Source organism: Ruegeria sp. J8 (assembly GCF_056531925.1).
Map to the genome: position 1 here is coordinate 274,409 of NZ_JBQFMR010000002.1, position 17,546 is coordinate 291,954.

Sequence of the window (17,546 nt, forward strand, 5' to 3'; positions counted from 1 at the left end):
TCGGTAAAAAAAACCAAAGCTGACAAATCCGAACGCCTCGCCTAGTCAAGCTGTGACGAACCAAACTTTCCAAAAGCCTTCACAAACTCCGCACCCTAGGCCTCCGATACCCCCCCGCAGGCCCCACAACCAACTCATGCAGCGCCCAGACCAGCGCGTCGACCCGGTCAGGCGAGCCCGGCCCCTCATACCCGCGCGCCGTCATCTGGCACATCTGTTCCTCCAGCGCGTCCAGCCCTGCCACATGGCAAACCCGCCCCTGCTCGTACAAGGCCGCCACAGGCTCGGCCCGCGCGACCTTGCCGCGTGAGGCCCGCACCGCCCGATAAGGGACCAGAGGGTCCACCTGCCGCACCACCTCTTCCACCAATTGCCCGCCCTGATTGACCTCGGCCACCAGCCGTTCGGCCCCGAACTCATCCATCGCGCCAATCGCCGCCTGCGCCCAGCCCGCCGGGCCAACGCCCTGCACCGTCCGGTCGGCCAGCACATAGGCCCGCCAGTCCTCGGGCGCGCCCTGTAGCTGAGCCCCCACGACCACAATCCCGCAAGCATCCGCGTCCGCCCCCGCCGTCACCGCCGGGTCCAGCGCCACGACGATGCGATCCAACGCAGGCACCCGCGCGCACCGCGCCGCCTCCAGCATCGAGCCGGTCCACAGCGCGCCCTCAGCATCCGACAGCAGCACCCCGTCCAACTCCTGCCGCCCCAGCCGCGTCCCCGCATAGCGCGCGCGCACCTCGTCCAGAAACGAATCCGCCAGATTGGCCCGGTTCGCCTCGGTCGGTGCATGGGTCTGCACGGTGGAGGGCGACGCCAATAAATTCTTCAAAACCTTCACATTACGCGGTGTGGTGGTCACGCAGACCCGAGGCCGATCCCCCAACCGCAGCGCAAACTGCAACATATCCCAGGTCTCGCCCGCCTTCTTCCACTTGGCCAGCTCATCCACCCAGGCCGCATCGAACTGCGGTCCGCGCAACCCCTCGGGATCATGCGCCGAAAACGCCTGCGCCTCGGCCCCGTTTGGCCAGATCAGCTTGCGCTCCGACGCTTTCCACACCGGCCGACGATCCGGGGGCGAGCATTGCAATATGCCGCTATCACCAAAGATCATCACATCGCGCACCTGATCAAAGGTCTCCCCAACCAGCGCCACCCGGCTAGCCTCGCCCTTGTCCAGCGGCTTGGACCCTTCGACCATCGACCGCACCCATTCTGACCCCGCCCGCGTCTTGCCCGCGCCACGCCCGCCCATGATCACCCAGGACCGCCAGTCACCCTCGGGCGGTAGTTGATGCGGCAGCGCCCAAAATTCAAACAGGAAAGGGAGGGCACACAGCCCCCCCTCCCCGATCTCACTCAGAAATCTGCCCCTCACCGCAGCATCGGCGGAGGCGAGCCAGCCTGCACCCGATTTCAAATCGAGCGCGCTCAAGGTCGAGCGCGTATCCCCCTTGGGCAATTCCGGCTTGTCTGTGATGTTGTTCGACAAAGCTTGTCTCCACTTTCTGACAGCTTCGGATCAGCCCCTCTAACTGACCCAGTTGTTTTGCCGTTCCGGCAAGATCTGCATCCTCCCCGGTTCCGATTTGCCTGCGCAGTTCTTCTGCTGCTTGGCGCAAACCGCGAATAGATGTTTCCAGCGACTGCAACAGTTCCGCCGTCTGGGACATCCGCTCTTCCGGGGTAATTAAAGTCATGTGTGCCTGTGACCTCATGCGTGAGTTTTCTCCGCACGAGAGAAACGAAAAAACGACCGCCGGGTTGTCCCGCGGCCGTTGCTCATTTCTTCTAGCATGACACAATCAATACGACAAAAAGCACGCAAAGTCAATATGTTGCGCAACACCCATGCAACAGGAACCGCACTGCCTGTTAAGACTGTTGGCGTTTGATCTGTCTATCCCGCGGTAAACTCGCTCAACCCCGAGCGATCTCCAGCACAGCGGCACTCACAATCAGCACTGCGCCCGTGGCCTCGCGCAGTCCAAAGGGCTCGCCCGAAAATACAGCAGCCGAAACTAGGCCGACCACAACCTCGCTCATCAATAACAACCCCACCCGAGCCGGTGTCAGTAAGGTCGCGGGCCAGATCGTCAGAAAGATCATCGGCAGAGTGTACAGCACCGACAGCATCGCAATGGGCAGCACACCGACAACAACCGCGCTTTGCTCTTGCACCCCGCCTGCGCTGAACACCAGGCTGATCAGAGACAGCAGCAGAGCCCCAGTAATAAACGCAAAAACCTGCCCCGGAACCGAAATGCCCGAGGAGCGATACAAACCCAGCGTGCCCACCGCCCAAGCCATGCCGGAAACCAGCGCCGCCCAATCTCCGACATTGCTGGGCCAAGGGATGCCGCGGCCGCTGCCAAGGACGATCGCCATGCCGCAAAGGCCACATATCAACCCCAAAACGCGGGTTCCAGTTAGATGCTCGCCAAGAAAAACCCGACCTAAGATCGTGCCCCAAACAGGCGTCAGGTAGAACAGCAGGATGGCTCGAACGACGTCCGTATAGACCAGGCTGATCGTGAATAGACCAAAGGCAGCGCCGGTGAACACGCCGCTGTACATCAAATCCTGCCAGCGCCGCGCAAGATCGTGCCGGTCGCGCCATAAAAGCGGGAAAAGGCCAAGCAGCGCTGCTGAATACATCACGATCCCCGACCAGGCCCCTTCCAGCCCCTGATCCACGAAGTAGCGGACAGGGATCCAGTACAGTCCCCACATCATACCGCCAAGAACCAGGGCACCACTGGCGAGCTTCAGGCCATGGCCCTGCTGTGCGCTTCCCTTCATTCCCAACCCCAAACTTCGCCTCGCAACGTCACAACGCGCTAAACCGTCACTCGTAAATCGATGTCTCAAACTGATTGAGAACGCCAGCAGAATTTGGAACTCCGACCGCCTGTCCATCAGACAAATACTTGACAATGCCCGCGCCAACCCTCATGTGCCCACCATCAGCGCCGCCGCGTGAGCACTCGGGCCATTGCCCCCACGGCGCACCATATCTCTCCTGGTTCCCCTTCACGCAGGGTTCTTGATGCGACGGCCGGACGGTGCAGGATACGCCTGTGCGTCCCGAGGTCTCGCTAAACCCTGCCTGCCGCGCTTTTGCGCGGTAATACGCATCCGCGCTCAAAGCTGCGGATATTAAAGGATTATTACGTGTTCGACTTCGACATGCTGGGCCTTGCCCCGGCTTTGAATGACGCCCTGAAACGGGCAAACTTTACTCAACCCACACCGATCCAAAACCAGGCCATCCCAATGGCGCTGAATGGACATGACATTCTTGGGCTGGCCCAGACCGGCACTGGTAAAACGCTGGCCTTTGGTCTGCCGCTGATTGATCATCTTCTGGCGCAACCGGCCAAACCCGCACCCAAGACAGTCAAGGCGCTGATCCTTGCCCCGACGCGCGAACTGGTGAACCAAATCGCGGACAGCCTGCGTACCCTCACGCAAAAGACAAAACTACGCGTCGCCACCGTTGTCGGTGGCCAATCCATCGGTAAGCAGATTTCGTTCCTATCGCGCGGCACCGATATTCTGGTCGCCACCCCGGGTCGTTTGATCGACCTGATGGAGCGCGGAGCCGTCGATCTTGGTTCAGTGCGCCATCTGGTGCTGGACGAGGCCGACCAGATGCTGGACATGGGCTTTATCCATGCCCTGCGTAAAATTGCACCCGCCTTGGGCACGCCGCGCCAGACGATGCTGTTCTCGGCCACTATGCCCAAGCAGATGGAGGAGCTAAGCCAGTCCTACCTCACCAACCCGCAGCGCATACAGGTGTCGCCTCCTGGCAAGGCGGCGGACAAGATCACTCAGTCCGTGCACTTCCTGTCCCGCGCGGACAAGCCCCGCAAGTTGCGTGAAATCCTCTCGGCCGACTTGGACGCTCTGACGCTAGTCTTCGCCCGCACGAAACACGGGGCTGAGCGGTTGATGAAGGACCTCGTTCGGGATGGCTTCAATGCAGCCTCGATCCACGGAAACAAAAGCCAAGGTCAGCGGGATCGCGCCATCAAGGCGTTCCGCGCTGGCGAGATCAACATCCTCGTCGCGACAGACGTTGCTGCGCGTGGCATCGACATCCCCGGCGTAGCCTATGTGATCAACCATGACCTGCCCGAGGTGCCCGATAATTATGTCCACCGCATCGGTCGCACTGCCCGCGCAGGGCGCGAGGGTGAAGGCATCGCCTTCTGCGCCCCGGATGAACTGGACCAACTGAAGCAAATCCAGAAGCTGATGAAGATCGACATTCCGGTCGCCAGCGGCACCATGCCCGAATTCGCCGAGCCCAAAAAGCCGCGCAAACAGGGCGGTTTTCGGGCGCGTAGGCCACAGGGGGGCAACACATCCTCCAAGCCTTCAGCGTCTAAACGGCGGCGTCCGCGCAGACGCCCCGCTGCGTAAAAAAGAAAGGGCCGCGATTTCGACGCGGCCCTTTTTTCTTAGTTGCCCGAACTGTTTCTCTCGGCCTCAATCTCGCGCCACTTGGCGACGTTTCGATTGTGCTCGTCCAGCGTTTCGGCAAAAGCGTGCCCACCAGTTCCATCCGCGACGAAGAACACAAAGTTTGTCTCCTCCGGTGCCACGGCGGCCTCAAGACTGGCCAGCCCCGGATTGGCAATCGGGGTCGGTGGTAGACCGTCAATCACATAGGTATTCCAAGGTGTTGCGCGGCGCAGTTCACTGCGGCGCAAGCCACGCCCTAGCGTGCCCTTGCCCTCGGTCACGCCATAGATAACCGTCGGGTCCGTTTGCAGTTTCATACCCCGCTCCAACCGGTTCACGAAGACGCTGGCCACTTGCCCACGCTCATGCGGGACGCCGGTTTCCTTTTCGATGATCGAAGCCAGAATCAACATCTCTTCGGGGTTTGAGATCGGCAGATCATCCTGACGGCTTTCCCAGATCGCGTTGATCCGAAGTTGCTGCTTGTCCTGCATCCCCTTCAGCACGGCGGTCCGGTCGGCTCCGCGCGCAATGTCGTAGCTGTCAGGCGCCAACATCCCCTCGGCGGGTATCTCAGCCACCTCGCCCGTCAACGCGTCGATCTGCTTCAGCCCTTCGACCACCTGCCACGAGGTCACACCCTCGGCCACCGAAACACGATAGCGCGTATCCGCATCTTCGCGTTTATCGGTATAGGCGGCAGGCACCTCGTCCGAGGTCACATCAAAAGTCGCAATCTCATCAAAATCCAGCGTCGCCGGGTTCAGCTCGCGCACGCGGGTCTGAATTCGGGTGACGCCGATGCGATATTCGATCTCCGACCCGCAGGTGCTGGCACCGCTGCTGGTGATCTCATCTATGATCTGTTCCATCGACGCGCCTTCGCGCACCAGAAAGCTGCCAGCCTTAAGCTGGGGGGCCTTGTCGGTATAGTCTGCCGCCATCCGAAACAGCACGGCGCTGGTGATGGCGCCTTGCTCTTGCAGCTGTTGGCTGACCGCACCCATGTTCGAACCGCGCTGGACCTGAAGGCAGATCGCAGTTTCAAGCGGGCCCGCGTTTTTGTAACGGGATTGCCCCCACAAGATCAGACCACCCATCAGGAACAAGCCAACCACCAAAACGGTCAGCATGTTCGATGCAAGGGCCCGCCACATTTAACTGACCTTTCCGAAGATCACGCTGGCATTGGTACCACCGAACCCAAAAGAATTCGACAGGGCCACGTTGATCTCACGCTCGCGCTTGGCGTTGGGGGCGAGGTCAATCGGCGTCTCGACAGCCGGGTTGTCCAGGTTGATCGTAGGCGGTGCAACCTGATCGCGGATTGCCAGGATCGAGAAGATCGCCTCGATTGCGCCCGCCGCGCCCAGCAGGTGGCCGGTCGCCGATTTGGTCGAGGTCATGGTCGCATTCGCCGCGTGATCGCCCAGCAGGCGTTCGACCGCGCCCAGTTCGATCGTATCCGCCATGGTCGAGGTGCCATGCGCGTTGATATAGTCCAGATCTTTCGGCTCCAGCCCGGCGCTGCGTAGCGCGGCTTTCATCGAGCGCTCGGCCCCGTCACCATCCTCGGATGGAGCCGTGATGTGATAGGCGTCACCGGACATGCCATAGCCCAGCACCTCGGCGTAAATCTTCGCCCCCCGCGCCTTGGCGTGTTCATATTCTTCCAGCACGACAATGCCCGCACCTTCGCCCATGACGAAGCCGTCGCGGTCGATGTCATAAGGGCGGCTGGCTTTCTTGGGATCATCGGCATATTTGGTCGACAATGCCTTGCACGCGTTGAACCCGGCAATTCCGATCTCACAGATGCAGCCTTCGCCGCCGCCCGCAACCATGACATCCGCATCGCCTGCACGAATGATACGGCTTGCATCGCCAATTGCATGGGCACCGGTCGAGCAAGCAGTCACGACCGAATGGTTCGGCCCTTTGAACCCGCGACGGATCGACACCTGACCCGAGGCCAGATTGATCAGCGCGCCAGGAATAAAGAAGGGCGACACACGGCGGGGGCCCTTGTCACGGATCAGATTGGCGGTATCCGCGATAGACCCAAGCCCACCAATACCCGAGCCTATCAGAACACCCGTGCTCAAGCGCGCTTCTTCATCTTCAGGCATCCAGCCAGCGTCTTCGCAGGCCATATCGGCAGCCGCAATCGAGTACAGGATAAAGTCCTCAATCTTGCGCTGTTCTTTCGGCGACATCCAATCGTCGGGGTTGAACGTTCCGTTCGTGCCATCACCGCGTGGAACCTCGCAGGCATAGGTCGTCGTGACCCCACTGCCTTCGGCATCAAACTGAGTGATCGGGCCCGCACCGGATTCTCCGTCCAACAGCCGCGACCAGGTTTCCTCGACCCCGCTGGCCAACGGAGTGACCAATCCCAGACCGGTTACAACGACTCTGCGCATGAAATGCCTCTTGCCTGCTTCGTGTTTAAGAAACGCTCATACCCCGGCGTAGGGGCCGGGGGCAAGAGCAAGGGCGCATTCAGCCCAGAACCAGTTATCATCATGTGCGTCGCACAGACACCGAAAAACAAAAACCGCCCCCTCAGGTCGTTTAAGAGGGCGGCAAATTCATGATGGAAGTGATTTTACTGGAATTCGGCCACCGGCTCATGTGCGGTCGAGGCCACAGCCAGTGCATCCGACAGCTCCAGCGTCTTGCGGAACAACGCCCGCCCTACAATCGCTCCCGAAATGTTTGGTATATAGGCCAGGCGCGAGATATCGTCGGCCGTGCGTACAACACCGCTGGCTATGACAGGCGTGCGCGATTTCTCAGCAACCCCCGAGATCAGACCCAACTGCGCCTCGACATCTTCCATGTCGCTGTCGATATCTGTCACCAGAATTGCGGCAAACGGAGTATCGGCGAAGGCTTCGATATAAGCTTCGGCGGTAAATGCGCTTTGGCTGCGCCAACCTTCGGTCATCACGTGACCTTGCCAGACATCGACCGCCAGAACGATCTGATCCGGATACAGCTTTGCCAGCTCTTTTACCAGATTTGGGTCCCAGGCGGCCAATGTACCGATGACGATCCGACCCGCGCCCTTGTCGATCCAATGTTCGACCTGCTCACGGGTGCGCATGCCGCCCGCCAACTGCACCGGGATCTCGGCCGAGCGGATGATCTCTTCGACCAATTCCGCATTAGTATCACGCCCTTCGATGGCGTCGAAGTCCGTCAGGTGCATCCATTCCGCCCCTGCGGCAGCCCAGCTACGGGCTGTTTCGGCAGGGTTCACGTGCCAGATCATAGCTTCGTCCAGGCGGCCCTTGTCCAGTGTGACACACCGGCCGTTCTGCAATTCCATCGTGGGGTAAATCCTCATGAGCCCGATCCTCCGCTCAATCCTTGTGCTATACACCAGTATCATAGCCGAAGAAATTACCCGTGCGGCAACCAGTTTCGGCAAACCACGGGCATTTTGCGGCATCGCAGCACGGGGATCAGTGACGTGTAGGTGGACCTGTTCGACGCATCAATTTTACCGCAGTTCCTTGATAATCGCAGTCGCGCAGAGGCTGGTACCCCAGTTTTTCCGCCAATCTTTGCGAAGTCTCATTTTCGGAATTTATCATTGCAACCAATGGCCCCGGCATGATGCGGTCAAACCAGTCATGCGCGGCCTGAGCGGCCTCAAGCCCCATGCCCTGTCCCTGTGCCTCGGGGGCCAGAACCCAACCTGCCTCGGGAAAACTGTCAAAATCCTCGCCCAACGCACGGTTGCCATAGAAAAAGCCGGCCTGCCCAATCATCTGCCGATTCGATTGCTGAATCACTGCCCACTGACCAAACCCGGCCATCTGCCAATGCCCGGCATTGCGCAAAAACGAATCCCACGCTTCGCCACGCGATCGCGGTTTGCCGCCAATATGCCGCACGACACACGGGTTACGCCAGATCTCGGCGAACCGGTTGAAATCCTCAGGCCGCATGGCGCAAAGCGTCAAGCGTGCCGTGTTTATCATCGGGGTGGATCGTATCATGCCCTGCCCGCTCTGAAATTTTTGCCTCAGCGGAAAGCGTGCGTGCGAATTGGACATCTGACAAGCCTGAATACGCGTCAGGCCATAAAAAACGGCGCCTCCGTTGCCCGGAAGCGCCGCTTTCATAAGATTTCGAAGGTCTTAGGACGCTTCAGAGATGAATTTGACGGCGTCGCCAAAGGTCTGGATGGTCTCGGCTGCGTCATCAGGGATCTCGATGCCGAACTCTTCTTCGAAGGCCATGACCAGCTCAACGGTGTCCAGGCTGTCTGCGCCCAGATCGTCGATGAAGGAAGCGTTTTCCGCTACTTTGTCTTCTTCAACACCCAGGTGCTCAACAACGATCTTCTTAACGCGATCTGCGACGTCGCTCATGTCTATTCCTCATTCCATTTCAGGGCATAGTGCCCGGTTCTGCCCTTGCCCGCTCAGGCTGGCCTTGATGTGCCCGTCTGGGCGGTTTGGGTTCCCGATTGCCGGGAAACTAGAAGGCCGACCCTATGGCCGACCCCCGAATTGATGCGCCGCCTATAGCACAGACAACGCCCAAGGCAAACGCTTTCGCGCCTGCCCCGACAGGTGGTCACAACATGGCCATACCGCCGTTTACATGCAAGGTGGTTCCGGTCACATATCCGGCCTCGGGGCTGGCAAGATACAGAACTGCCGCAGCAATTTCCGATGCATCCCCCATACGTCCGGCCGGGACCTGACCCAGAATGCCCGCCTTCTGATCGTCGGTCAGCGTGTCGGTCATCGCCGTAGTGATAAAGCCCGGAGCCACCGCATTGGCCGTGATTCCGCGACTTGCAACCTCGTATGCCAGCGACTTGGTCATCCCGACCATCCCCGCTTTGGACGCCGCATAATTCGCCTGACCGGGGTTGCCCGTCGCGCCCACCACGGACGAGATGTTGATGATCCGACCCCAACGCGCCTTCATCATGCCGCGCAGCACGCCTTTGCAAAGTTTCGCGGTCGAGGTCATGTTGACGTCGATTACGCTCTGCCATTCGTCATCCGACATACGCATGAACAGGTTGTCGCGGGTGATACCCGCGTTGTTGACCAGAATATCGACCGACCCCATCGCATCCGCCGCCTGCTTGGGCAGTGCGGCCACAGCCTCAGGGTCGCTCAGGTTACAGGGCAGCACGTGGGCACGGTCGCCCAACTCAGCGGCCAGCGCCTCAAGCGGTTCAATCCGTGTGCCGGAAAGCGCCACCGTAGCACCGGCAGCGTGCAGAGAGCGCGCGATCTCACCACCGATCCCGCCCGAGGCACCGGTGATCAGTGCGTTCTTACCTGTCAAATCAAACATTCTCTTATCCTTTAGCTACGTGCCACGCGACGCGCGGTGTCTTACGATTCGGCTTGTGTCACATTCTGCACGTCATCTGGCGTGCCGACAGCTTTACCCGCGATCGAACGGTCGATTTTGCGGATCATCCCGGACAGAGCTTTCCCTGCCCCGATCTCCCACGTTTCGGTCACGCCCTGCGCGGCCATATACTGCACGCTTTCGCGCCAGCGGACCGAGCCGGTGACCTGCTCGACCAGCAACTGTCGGATCAGATCGGGGTCACTGACTGCTTCGGCGCGTACATTGGCAATCAGCGGCACGGCAGGCGCTTTGATTTCAACCCCTGCCAAAGCTTCGGCCATCACGTCGGCAGCAGGCTGCATCAGCGCACAATGGAAAGGCGCGCTGACAGGCAGCATGACGGCCCGCTTGGCGCCCTTTTCCTTGGCAATCTCGGCCGCACGTTCCACAGCAGCCTTCGCGCCCGAGACCACAACCTGCGTAGGGTCATTGTCGTTTGCAGCCTGACAAACCTCACCTTGCGCGGCCTCGTCCGCCACGGCACGCACGGCCTCAAGGTTCAACCCAAGGATCGCCGCCATCGCACCTTCGCCCACCGGCACGGCGCTTTGCATCGCCTGACCACGGGTGCGCAGAAGACGCGCAGTATCTGCAACCGACAGCGCACCAGAAGCGGCCAGCGCGGAATATTCCCCCAGCGAATGCCCGGCCACAAAGGCTGCATCGGTGACTGAGACGCCCTCGGCCTCCAGCGCCCTCATTGCCGCCATTGACGTTGCCATCAACGCAGGTTGTGCGTTTTGGGTCAGGGTCAATTCAGCAATATCGCCGTCCCAAATCAGGCCGCTCAGCTTTTCGCCCAGGGCTTCGTCCACTTCGTCGAACACCGCCTGAGCAGCGGGGTAAGCCTCGGCCAGAGCTTTGCCCATTCCGATGGTCTGGGCGCCTTGCCCCGGGAAAACAAATGCGCGTGTCATTGCAACCTCTTGGATGACGTTAGGTTGCGGCGGGGTGTAAACTGTGTGATCGCGCGGCACAAGCATTGCCTGATCTCTGCACAAAGGCACCGTATCTGTGCGCCCTGCGCCCTTGAGTCCTGCCCTCACGGCGATAGGTTGAACCCAACCATCTTTTCGCCGGAGCACCCGATGCCCTCGACCAACACGTTTTCCAGCTATGGCAGCGTCACCAAGACCTTCCACTGGCTGACCGCCCTGCTGATCTTCACCGCCTTTCCGCTGGGCTATTTCGCCAATGATCTGGCGCAGGCCATTTATGACCCGAACATCCCGACGACCGAGGATGACATCACCCGCGCGGCGCGCCTATTCTCACTGCACAAAACATTGGGCGTTGCCGTCTATTTCGTAGCCCTTGCTCGCATTCTCTGGGCCCTGACCCAAACCAAACCCGGCCTACTGAACGCCGACAATAAGCCCGAGGCCTTTGCTGCCGAAACCGTGCATTGGCTGCTTTACGGCTCGTTGGTGCTGGCACCGCTGACCGGCTGGATACACCACGCCGCAGCCGAAGGGTTCGCGCCGATCCTTTGGCCCTTTGGTCAAAACCTGCCGCTAGTCCCCAAATCCCAGCATCTGGCCGAATTCACCGCCAGCCTGCACTGGCTGTTCGTCTGGACCCTAGGTGGCGCGCTTGTGCTGCATATTGCCGGGGCGCTGAAACACCACGTCATCGACAAAGACAGCACATTGCGGCGTATGCTGCCTGGCTCAGCCCAGGCCCCCGAGCCCCCGGCCCAACACCATTCGAAGACACCCGCGCTTGCCGCGCTCGTCGTCTGGGGTGCGGTTTTGGTCGGCGGCTGGGGCATCGGCGCGTTCAGCCATCACTCTTACGCTCAGGGCGAAGCCACGGCACTGGCCGAAGTCCAATCGGACTGGCAGGTTCAGGAAGGAACTCTGGGCCTTACCATCAACCAGCTGGGTAGCCCAGTCACCGGTAGCTTCCAGGACTGGACGGCCGCCATAGCCTTTGATGAGCCCGCCGAGCCCGGTTTGGCCGGTTCGGTCGAGGTGACGATCTCAATCCCGTCGCTCAGCCTAGGCACGGTCAGTGATCAAGCTATGGGCGCGGATTTTTTCGACAGCGCACAATATCCCACGGCGCTGTTTAAGGCAGATCTATTCAAAACCGAAACCGGGTATGAGGCACGCGGCCCCTTGACCATCCGCGACAAGTCCTTGGACCTTGTGCTGCCGTTCACTCTGGATTTGCAAGGTGACACCGCGACGGTTTCTGGTGAATTGGAGTTGAACCGCATGGATTTCGATGTGGGCACATCGCAACCCACCGAAGCTTCACTGGGCTTCGCAGTCACTGTAAGCGTCGAGCTGACTGCTACGCGCGGTGAATAGCGGCGAACAAACGAAAACCGCCGAGGCAAAAAGCTCCGGCGGTTTCGATTCTAGAATAGTAGCCTTATTTACTCGGCTTTCTGCGCCTCGACCGAGATCTGAACATTAACCTCGTCACCCACGAAGGGTGCGAACTGACCCAGATCGAAATCGCTGCGGATCAGAGTGGTCGTCGCGTCGAAGCCAGCCCACGGCTTGCCTGCCATCGGATGCTCACCCGCCTGGTTCAGCTTGGCGTCCAGTACGACCGATTTGGTTACACCATTCATGGTCAAATCGCCGGTGATATTGGCGGTGTTCTCGCCTGTCACTTCGATGCTGGTGGACGTGAAGGTGACAAGATCGCCTTCAGCGGCTCCGAAAAAGTCTTCGGTCATGAAGTGATCTTCGCGCGGTTTCCAGCCCGTGAACATCTCGATAACGGGCATCGAAACCGTCACGCTGGACGCAGCCGGGTTTTCCTTGTCGAACAGGATCTCGCCTTCAAAGCCCGAGAACATGCCATAGGTGGTCGAAAAACCAAGGTGGTTATAGTTGAAAATGACCTGGCTGTGGCTTGGGTCCAGAACGTATTTCTCGGCACTTGCAAACGCCGAAGTCGCCGACACGGCCAGTGCAGCAGCAAGAAGGATGGGTTTCATGACAAACTCCGCAATGTTGTGGATGCAAACCTGTTGGGTTGCTCGGTAACGAAAATGTGCCGCCAAGGGGCGGCACACAAGCTTTATTCGCTCACAACTTCTGTTCCTATATGAACAGAATAAAATTCAGGCGAAGATTGTTACACTTCCACTCAATTGACCCTTGAGCGCTCGGCTGACATCCGCCGACTGCAGGGGCAGCTTCATCAGCAGGCTGCCATCGACATCAAACAGTTCGACTTGATCATCGCTGAATTTGGCACCGCCTAGCGTGTCATAGCTGCGGCGCAGAACCGTTTGCGGGCGGCCGTTTTCGTTCTTTTGCAGAACGCGGACTTCGCGACGGATCGGGTCAAAATAGGCATCGGGACGCGAGTCCAGCATCTGAATGGTCAGCAGACTGACACCAACGATCAGGAAAGCAAGCGACGCTGCCATCTTGATCGGCCAAACTTCGGCGGCCATGGCCGAACCCGGTGCCAGCCACATGGAAAAGGACATCACGATCAGAAAGGCACCAACCATGCGCGCCAAAATCATGCGCACTTTCCAGTTCGGAGCGAATGTGATCAGAACTGGAACGGATTTCTCAAAACGCGCGCCGGTCGCCGACTGTTCAAGTGTATTCGTATTCATCGCGGTCATTTCTCTCACCCTGTTTCTCAGGTTGCCGTCGTGGGTCCGGTGTGTCCGGTCTGTCCCCGGTATGAAATTCAAGATCGACTTGAAAAGCGTCAGGAATTGGGCGGTGCAAAGGAAATAGCAGGACTTCACCAAGGCACGTGTGTCAGGTCTTGCCCCGCCGCCATAAACGTGTATACGGGGCCATCCTTCGCTAATCACATGAATCGCGCAGCCTCTCGTGGCAGGGTCGCGAAGGACCAAACGGCCCCGCCTATGAAATGCGCCTTGATATAAACAGGAGTGCACATGCCACTGTATGAGCATGTAATGATCGCGCGTCAGGATCTGTCCAACGCGCAGGCAGAAAGCCTTGTCGAACATTTCGGCACTGTTCTGGCTGACAACGGCGGCAACGTCGTCGAAAGCGAGTACTGGGGTGTCAAGACGATGGCCTACAAGATCAACAAAAACCGCAAAGGCCACTATGCCTTCCTGAAAACCGACTCGCCTGCTGGCGCGGTTCAGGAAATGGAGCGCTTGATGCGCCTGCACGAAGACGTCATGCGCGTTCTGACCATCAAGGTCGACGAACATGCCGAGGGCCCCTCGGTCCAGATGCAGAAGCGCGACGAGCGCGAAGGCCGCCGCGAGCGCCGCTGATCAACGCCTGACGAAAGGACATAAACCATGGCCGCAAAACCATTTTTCCGCCGCCGCAAGGTCTGCCCGTTCTCGGGCGAGAACGCGCCGAAGATCGACTATAAAGACACTCGTCTGCTGCAGCGCTACATCTCTGAGCGTGGCAAGATCGTTCCCTCGCGCATCACCGCCGTTTCGGCGAAAAAGCAGCGTGAACTGGCCCGTGCTATCAAGCGCGCCCGCTTCCTCGCCCTGCTGCCCTACGCCGTGAAGTAAGGAGAGACTGATATGCAAGTTATCCTGCTGGAACGCGTTGCGAAACTGGGTCAGATGGGCGACGTCGTTGACGTCAAGCCCGGCTACGCCCGCAACTTCCTGCTGCCCCAAGGCAAAGCTCTGAGCGCGTCCGAGTCGAACATCGCCTCGTTCGAAGCCCGCAAGGCGCAGCTTGAAGCGCACAATCTGGAAACCAAGAAAGAAGCTGAAGCACTGGCTGAAAAGCTGGACGGTCAGCAGTTCATCGTGATTCGCTCGGCGTCGGATGCCGGTGCTCTGTACGGCTCGGTCACTCCGCGTGACGCTGCAGAGGCCGCGACCGAAGCTGGCTTCACCGTCGACAAGAAACAGATCGCCCTGATCGCACCGATTAAGGAGCTGGGTCTGCATTCGCTGGCAGTCAAACTGCACCCCGAGGTCGAAGTTGAAATCAAGATGAACGTCGCCCGTTCGGAAGAAGAAGCCGAACTGCAAGCTTCGGGTAAATCGATCCAGGAACTGGCCGCTGAAGAAGAAGCCGCCGCAGAATTCGAAATCGCCGAGCTGTTCGACGATATCGGTTCCGCCGCGTCTGACGACGAAGACCTGATTGCCGAAGAAGCACCGGCTGCGGAAGAAGAAGACGCGAAAGCGTAACCTTCAACCTGCGAACTTCGAAAAGGCCGCGCCATTTTGGGCGGCCTTTTTTCATGCACGAACTGGGCGGCATAATTCAGCCTGAATTTCCAGCTACCCTTGCGGCCAGAGACAAGTTTCCTAGTATTTAGTCCAAAATTCCGGAGCCCTTGATGACTCAGATTCCGCGCCGCAGTGTCTTAGCCCTTCTTCTTGCCGCGCCGCTGGTGGCTTGCGGCACCCCCGACACACCGACGCGTGCGGCCTTTGATCCCCCGCTTTACCCGAACGAAACGCCCGAGCTGCGGGCATCGATCAATAAATGGGCCGATCACTACGAATTGCCGCGCGAGCTGGTGCACAAACTGGCTATTCGCGAAAGTACGCATCGCCCCTGGGCCGTGAACCGACCCTATTACGGGCTGCTGCAAATCCTTCCGGCCACTGCACGGTCCATGGGCTACCAGGGCGATCCGCAGGGGCTCCTCGACGCCGACACCAATTTGGAATTTGCCGGCAAGTACCTGCGCGGCGCATGGCTGCTGTCCGACGGCGATCAGCAACGCGCGATCTTTCTCTATGCCAAAGGCTACTGGCCCGAGGCAAAAGCACGCGGATTGTTGGTTGAAACAGGGTTGGTTCCCGAATAGCCCTCCGAGGCTGCCGAAAACCTTGTATTAATGCGTTATGACGTCGCGAATGGCGGATAATAACACTACACATGTGAACAAACTGCTTGCGCGCTGCCTTACGCCTCGTAAGATTTACTGAACATTAACGCCGTTAACCTCTGAACCGAGGTTAACCTCCGTAAAGGTTGAAAAGTTGAAGCTGATCGACTTGGCCGCTATCGACCACGAGGAAAAGTCAGCCGCTGACATAATTGACGCGGTTTGTTCCGAGCTTGGCTTTGATTACGCATCCTATGCAACATTCAACCCCGTAAAGGGAGATGTTCAAGGCTACGCGAACTATCCTGACGAATGGAAGATTCACTATGGTACGCAGGGTTTTCATAAATTTGACCCGACTTTGTATCAATCCGTGCTCAGTATCGCCCCCGTAGACTGGGGTCGCTTTAACCATGATGACAAGTTCCACACCGTGTTTCGGGACGCCCATGACTTTGGCATCACGACCCGAGGTCTTTCGGTTCCGGTGCGCGGCCCTTACGGCGAATGCGGGCTGCTGAACGTAACGCGTGACTGCTCGGACGACGAATGGGACAAGCTCAAGCGGCACGTGATGGGGGACCTGCAACTTGCCGCCGTACACGCCCATGACACGGTCATGCAGTCGGGTTTGTTGGGCAAAGCACTATACCTACCTGCCCTGTCAACGCGCGAGAAAGAGATCCTTCAATGGGCGGCCGTAGGTAAATCTCAGCAGGATATCGGTGATATCCTGTCCATCTCGCACCGGACCGTCGAAGTGCATATGCGGTCAGGGCGGGAAAAACTAGGCGCATTGACCACGCCGCAGGCGATCGGACGGGCCGTTAGTCTCGGCCTGATAGCTCCCGGTTAACAAAAAAACTAAAATTCTACGGGAATCCCCTAATAGTCTCAGATCACAACTTTGTTAATCCTCTGTTCACGGTAACCAATCTGTAGGGGGATGGAACATGATCATCGTGATTGATGGGATGAACCAACACAAATTCAAAGACATCTTGGATGAGATGTATCAACTGCGCGCACGGGTCTTCGGCGACCGCTTGGGATGGGACGTAAACATCCAGGACGGGCGAGAGATCGACAGGTTCGATACGCTCAATCCTGCACACGTGGTCAGTCTGAACGACGAGGGGAACGTCGTTGGCTGTATGCGTCTGCTGCAGACCACAGGGCCTCATATGCTGGCCGATGTGTTTAACGCGATCCTGGATGGCGAGCCGCCTGTGCGCAGCGCCCAGATTTGGGAGGCAACCCGGTTTTGTGTCGACACTAAAAAGTTGGGGCGCGGGAGGGGTGAGAATTCGGTCTCCTATGTCACCAGCGAAGTCATGATCGGTTCGTTCGAATACGCCAAGACAGCCGGAGTGCTGGACTCGATCGCTGTTATCGACCCGGTGATGAACCGCGTCCTGCAACGATCCGGGAACGCGCCTTATGACTATCTGGGCACCGCGAAACCCATGGGGAAAGTGGTGGCGATGGCCGCCCTCATGGATTGCTCGGACGAGCGTATTTCAGGAATTCGCGACTATGCTGGCATCGCCCATGACGTGTTTCTGACCGACGAACAAGCGCTCCAGCTTTTCGCCAAGTCCAACGTCAAACCACAACCCAAACCCGCAAACTTCGATCACAAGCCACTGATTCAAATGGAAAAATACTTCGTAGAACAAATGAGCGCCGCAACCACCCAGGAAGAGGTCAATGCCGTATTGCGCTTGATAGAAGAACTCTCGGACAAGTTCACACCCGAGCAGAAGATAGCCCTGATGCGTTCCCCCCGTGCTCTAGCTCATGGGGCCTGACCCCCTCACCTCAGAAGTTAGAGCCACTTAGTCGGAGCCGCCTTTATCAGGCGGCTCCGTATTCTTTTGCCCGGCTACGCGGGC

The 17,546-nt window shown here is 58.9% G+C and carries 19 protein-coding genes; 8 read left to right on the plus strand and 11 right to left on the minus strand.

All coding sequences use genetic code 11. The features are described from left to right. Nucleotides 1-79: 79 nt before the first annotated feature. The gene (locus ACR0L1_RS04860) at nucleotides 80-1,366 is read right to left on the minus strand and encodes a DNA-packaging protein (protein WP_480857817.1); all 1,287 of its coding nucleotides are present in this window, start codon (nucleotides 1,364-1,366) and stop codon (nucleotides 80-82) included. Between the two features lie 557 nt (nucleotides 1,367-1,923). Next, nucleotides 1,924-2,805 carry a DMT family transporter gene (locus ACR0L1_RS04865; RefSeq protein ID WP_480857444.1) on the minus strand — a complete coding sequence of 294 codons (882 nt, stop codon included), beginning with the start codon at nucleotides 2,803-2,805 and terminating at the stop codon, nucleotides 1,924-1,926. 372 nt (nucleotides 2,806-3,177) lie between these two features. On the opposite strand from ACR0L1_RS04865, the gene ACR0L1_RS04870 reads away from it, so the two are divergent. After that, on the plus strand, nucleotides 3,178-4,434 hold the full coding sequence (locus ACR0L1_RS04870) for a DEAD/DEAH box helicase (protein WP_480857446.1): 1,257 nt from the start codon (nucleotides 3,178-3,180) through the stop codon (nucleotides 4,432-4,434). A gap of 38 nt (nucleotides 4,435-4,472) precedes the next feature. Here ACR0L1_RS04870 and mltG read toward each other — a convergent pair whose 3' ends face one another. The 7 genes from mltG to fabD all read right to left on the minus strand — a co-directional run bounded on the left by mltG (nucleotide 4,473) and on the right by fabD (nucleotide 10,787). Then, on the minus strand, nucleotides 4,473-5,633 hold the full coding sequence (gene mltG / locus ACR0L1_RS04875) for an endolytic transglycosylase MltG (RefSeq protein WP_480502565.1): 1,161 nt from the start codon (nucleotides 5,631-5,633) through the stop codon (nucleotides 4,473-4,475). Continuing rightward, nucleotides 5,634-6,899, minus strand: a complete 1,266-nt coding sequence (gene fabF / locus ACR0L1_RS04880; protein ID WP_170770498.1) for a beta-ketoacyl-ACP synthase II — start codon at nucleotides 6,897-6,899, stop codon at nucleotides 5,634-5,636. It lies immediately after the preceding gene. A gap of 185 nt (nucleotides 6,900-7,084) precedes the next feature. Continuing rightward, entirely contained in the window at nucleotides 7,085-7,828 is a 744-nt protein-coding gene (locus tag ACR0L1_RS04885) for a 1-(5-phosphoribosyl)-5-[(5-phosphoribosylamino)methylideneamino]imidazole-4-carboxamide isomerase (RefSeq protein WP_170782627.1), read from the minus strand. A gap of 118 nt (nucleotides 7,829-7,946) precedes the next feature. Then, on the minus strand, nucleotides 7,947-8,486 hold the full coding sequence (locus ACR0L1_RS04890; protein WP_480502566.1) for a GNAT family N-acetyltransferase: 540 nt from the start codon (nucleotides 8,484-8,486) through the stop codon (nucleotides 7,947-7,949). Between the two features lie 141 nt (nucleotides 8,487-8,627). Beyond that, entirely contained in the window at nucleotides 8,628-8,861 is a 234-nt protein-coding gene (locus ACR0L1_RS04895; RefSeq protein ID WP_008756330.1) for an acyl carrier protein, read from the minus strand. Between the two features lie 208 nt (nucleotides 8,862-9,069). Beyond that, the gene (gene fabG / locus ACR0L1_RS04900) at nucleotides 9,070-9,807 is read right to left on the minus strand and encodes a 3-oxoacyl-[acyl-carrier-protein] reductase (protein WP_480857449.1); all 738 of its coding nucleotides are present in this window, start codon (nucleotides 9,805-9,807) and stop codon (nucleotides 9,070-9,072) included. 41 nt (nucleotides 9,808-9,848) lie between these two features. Then, entirely contained in the window at nucleotides 9,849-10,787 is a 939-nt protein-coding gene (fabD, locus tag ACR0L1_RS04905) for an ACP S-malonyltransferase (protein ID WP_480857451.1), read from the minus strand. A gap of 171 nt (nucleotides 10,788-10,958) precedes the next feature. On the opposite strand from fabD, the gene ACR0L1_RS04910 reads away from it, so the two are divergent. Further along, a complete protein-coding gene (locus ACR0L1_RS04910; RefSeq protein ID WP_480857453.1) occupies nucleotides 10,959-12,185 on the plus strand; it encodes a cytochrome b/b6 domain-containing protein in 1,227 nt (408 codons plus the stop codon). A gap of 68 nt (nucleotides 12,186-12,253) precedes the next feature. On the opposite strand, the gene ACR0L1_RS04915 is transcribed toward ACR0L1_RS04910, so the two are convergent. Together ACR0L1_RS04915 and ACR0L1_RS04920 are read right to left on the minus strand one after the other, a co-directional pair. Continuing rightward, a complete protein-coding gene (locus tag ACR0L1_RS04915) occupies nucleotides 12,254-12,826 on the minus strand; it encodes a YceI family protein (RefSeq protein ID WP_170770485.1) in 573 nt (190 codons plus the stop codon). Nucleotides 12,827-12,952: 126 nt separating this feature from the next. After that, nucleotides 12,953-13,471: a hypothetical protein gene (locus ACR0L1_RS04920; protein WP_170770483.1), complete on the minus strand. Its 519-nt coding sequence runs from the start codon at nucleotides 13,469-13,471 to the stop codon at nucleotides 12,953-12,955. Nucleotides 13,472-13,756: 285 nt separating this feature from the next. On the opposite strand from ACR0L1_RS04920, the gene rpsF reads away from it, so the two are divergent. From rpsF to ACR0L1_RS04950, 6 genes are all read left to right on the plus strand, one after another. Beyond that, nucleotides 13,757-14,110, plus strand: coding sequence for a 30S ribosomal protein S6 (gene rpsF, locus ACR0L1_RS04925; RefSeq protein ID WP_170354526.1), 354 nt, complete (start codon nucleotides 13,757-13,759; stop codon nucleotides 14,108-14,110). Nucleotides 14,111-14,137: 27 nt separating this feature from the next. Then, nucleotides 14,138-14,365 (plus strand): 30S ribosomal protein S18, encoded by a 228-nt coding sequence (rpsR, locus tag ACR0L1_RS04930; protein ID WP_005608650.1) that lies wholly within the window; start codon nucleotides 14,138-14,140, stop codon nucleotides 14,363-14,365. A 12-nt stretch (nucleotides 14,366-14,377) separates the two neighbouring features. Then, a complete protein-coding gene (rplI, locus tag ACR0L1_RS04935) occupies nucleotides 14,378-15,001 on the plus strand; it encodes a 50S ribosomal protein L9 (protein WP_480857456.1) in 624 nt (207 codons plus the stop codon). Between the two features lie 152 nt (nucleotides 15,002-15,153). Next, nucleotides 15,154-15,630, plus strand: coding sequence for a transglycosylase SLT domain-containing protein (locus ACR0L1_RS04940; RefSeq protein WP_170770479.1), 477 nt, complete (start codon nucleotides 15,154-15,156; stop codon nucleotides 15,628-15,630). Between the two features lie 175 nt (nucleotides 15,631-15,805). After that, nucleotides 15,806-16,507, plus strand: coding sequence for a LuxR family transcriptional regulator (locus tag ACR0L1_RS04945; RefSeq protein WP_170782633.1), 702 nt, complete (start codon nucleotides 15,806-15,808; stop codon nucleotides 16,505-16,507). Nucleotides 16,508-16,604: 97 nt separating this feature from the next. After that, nucleotides 16,605-17,462, plus strand: a complete 858-nt coding sequence (locus ACR0L1_RS04950; RefSeq protein WP_480857458.1) for an acyl-homoserine-lactone synthase — start codon at nucleotides 16,605-16,607, stop codon at nucleotides 17,460-17,462. The last annotated feature ends 84 nt before the right edge of the window (nucleotides 17,463-17,546 follow it).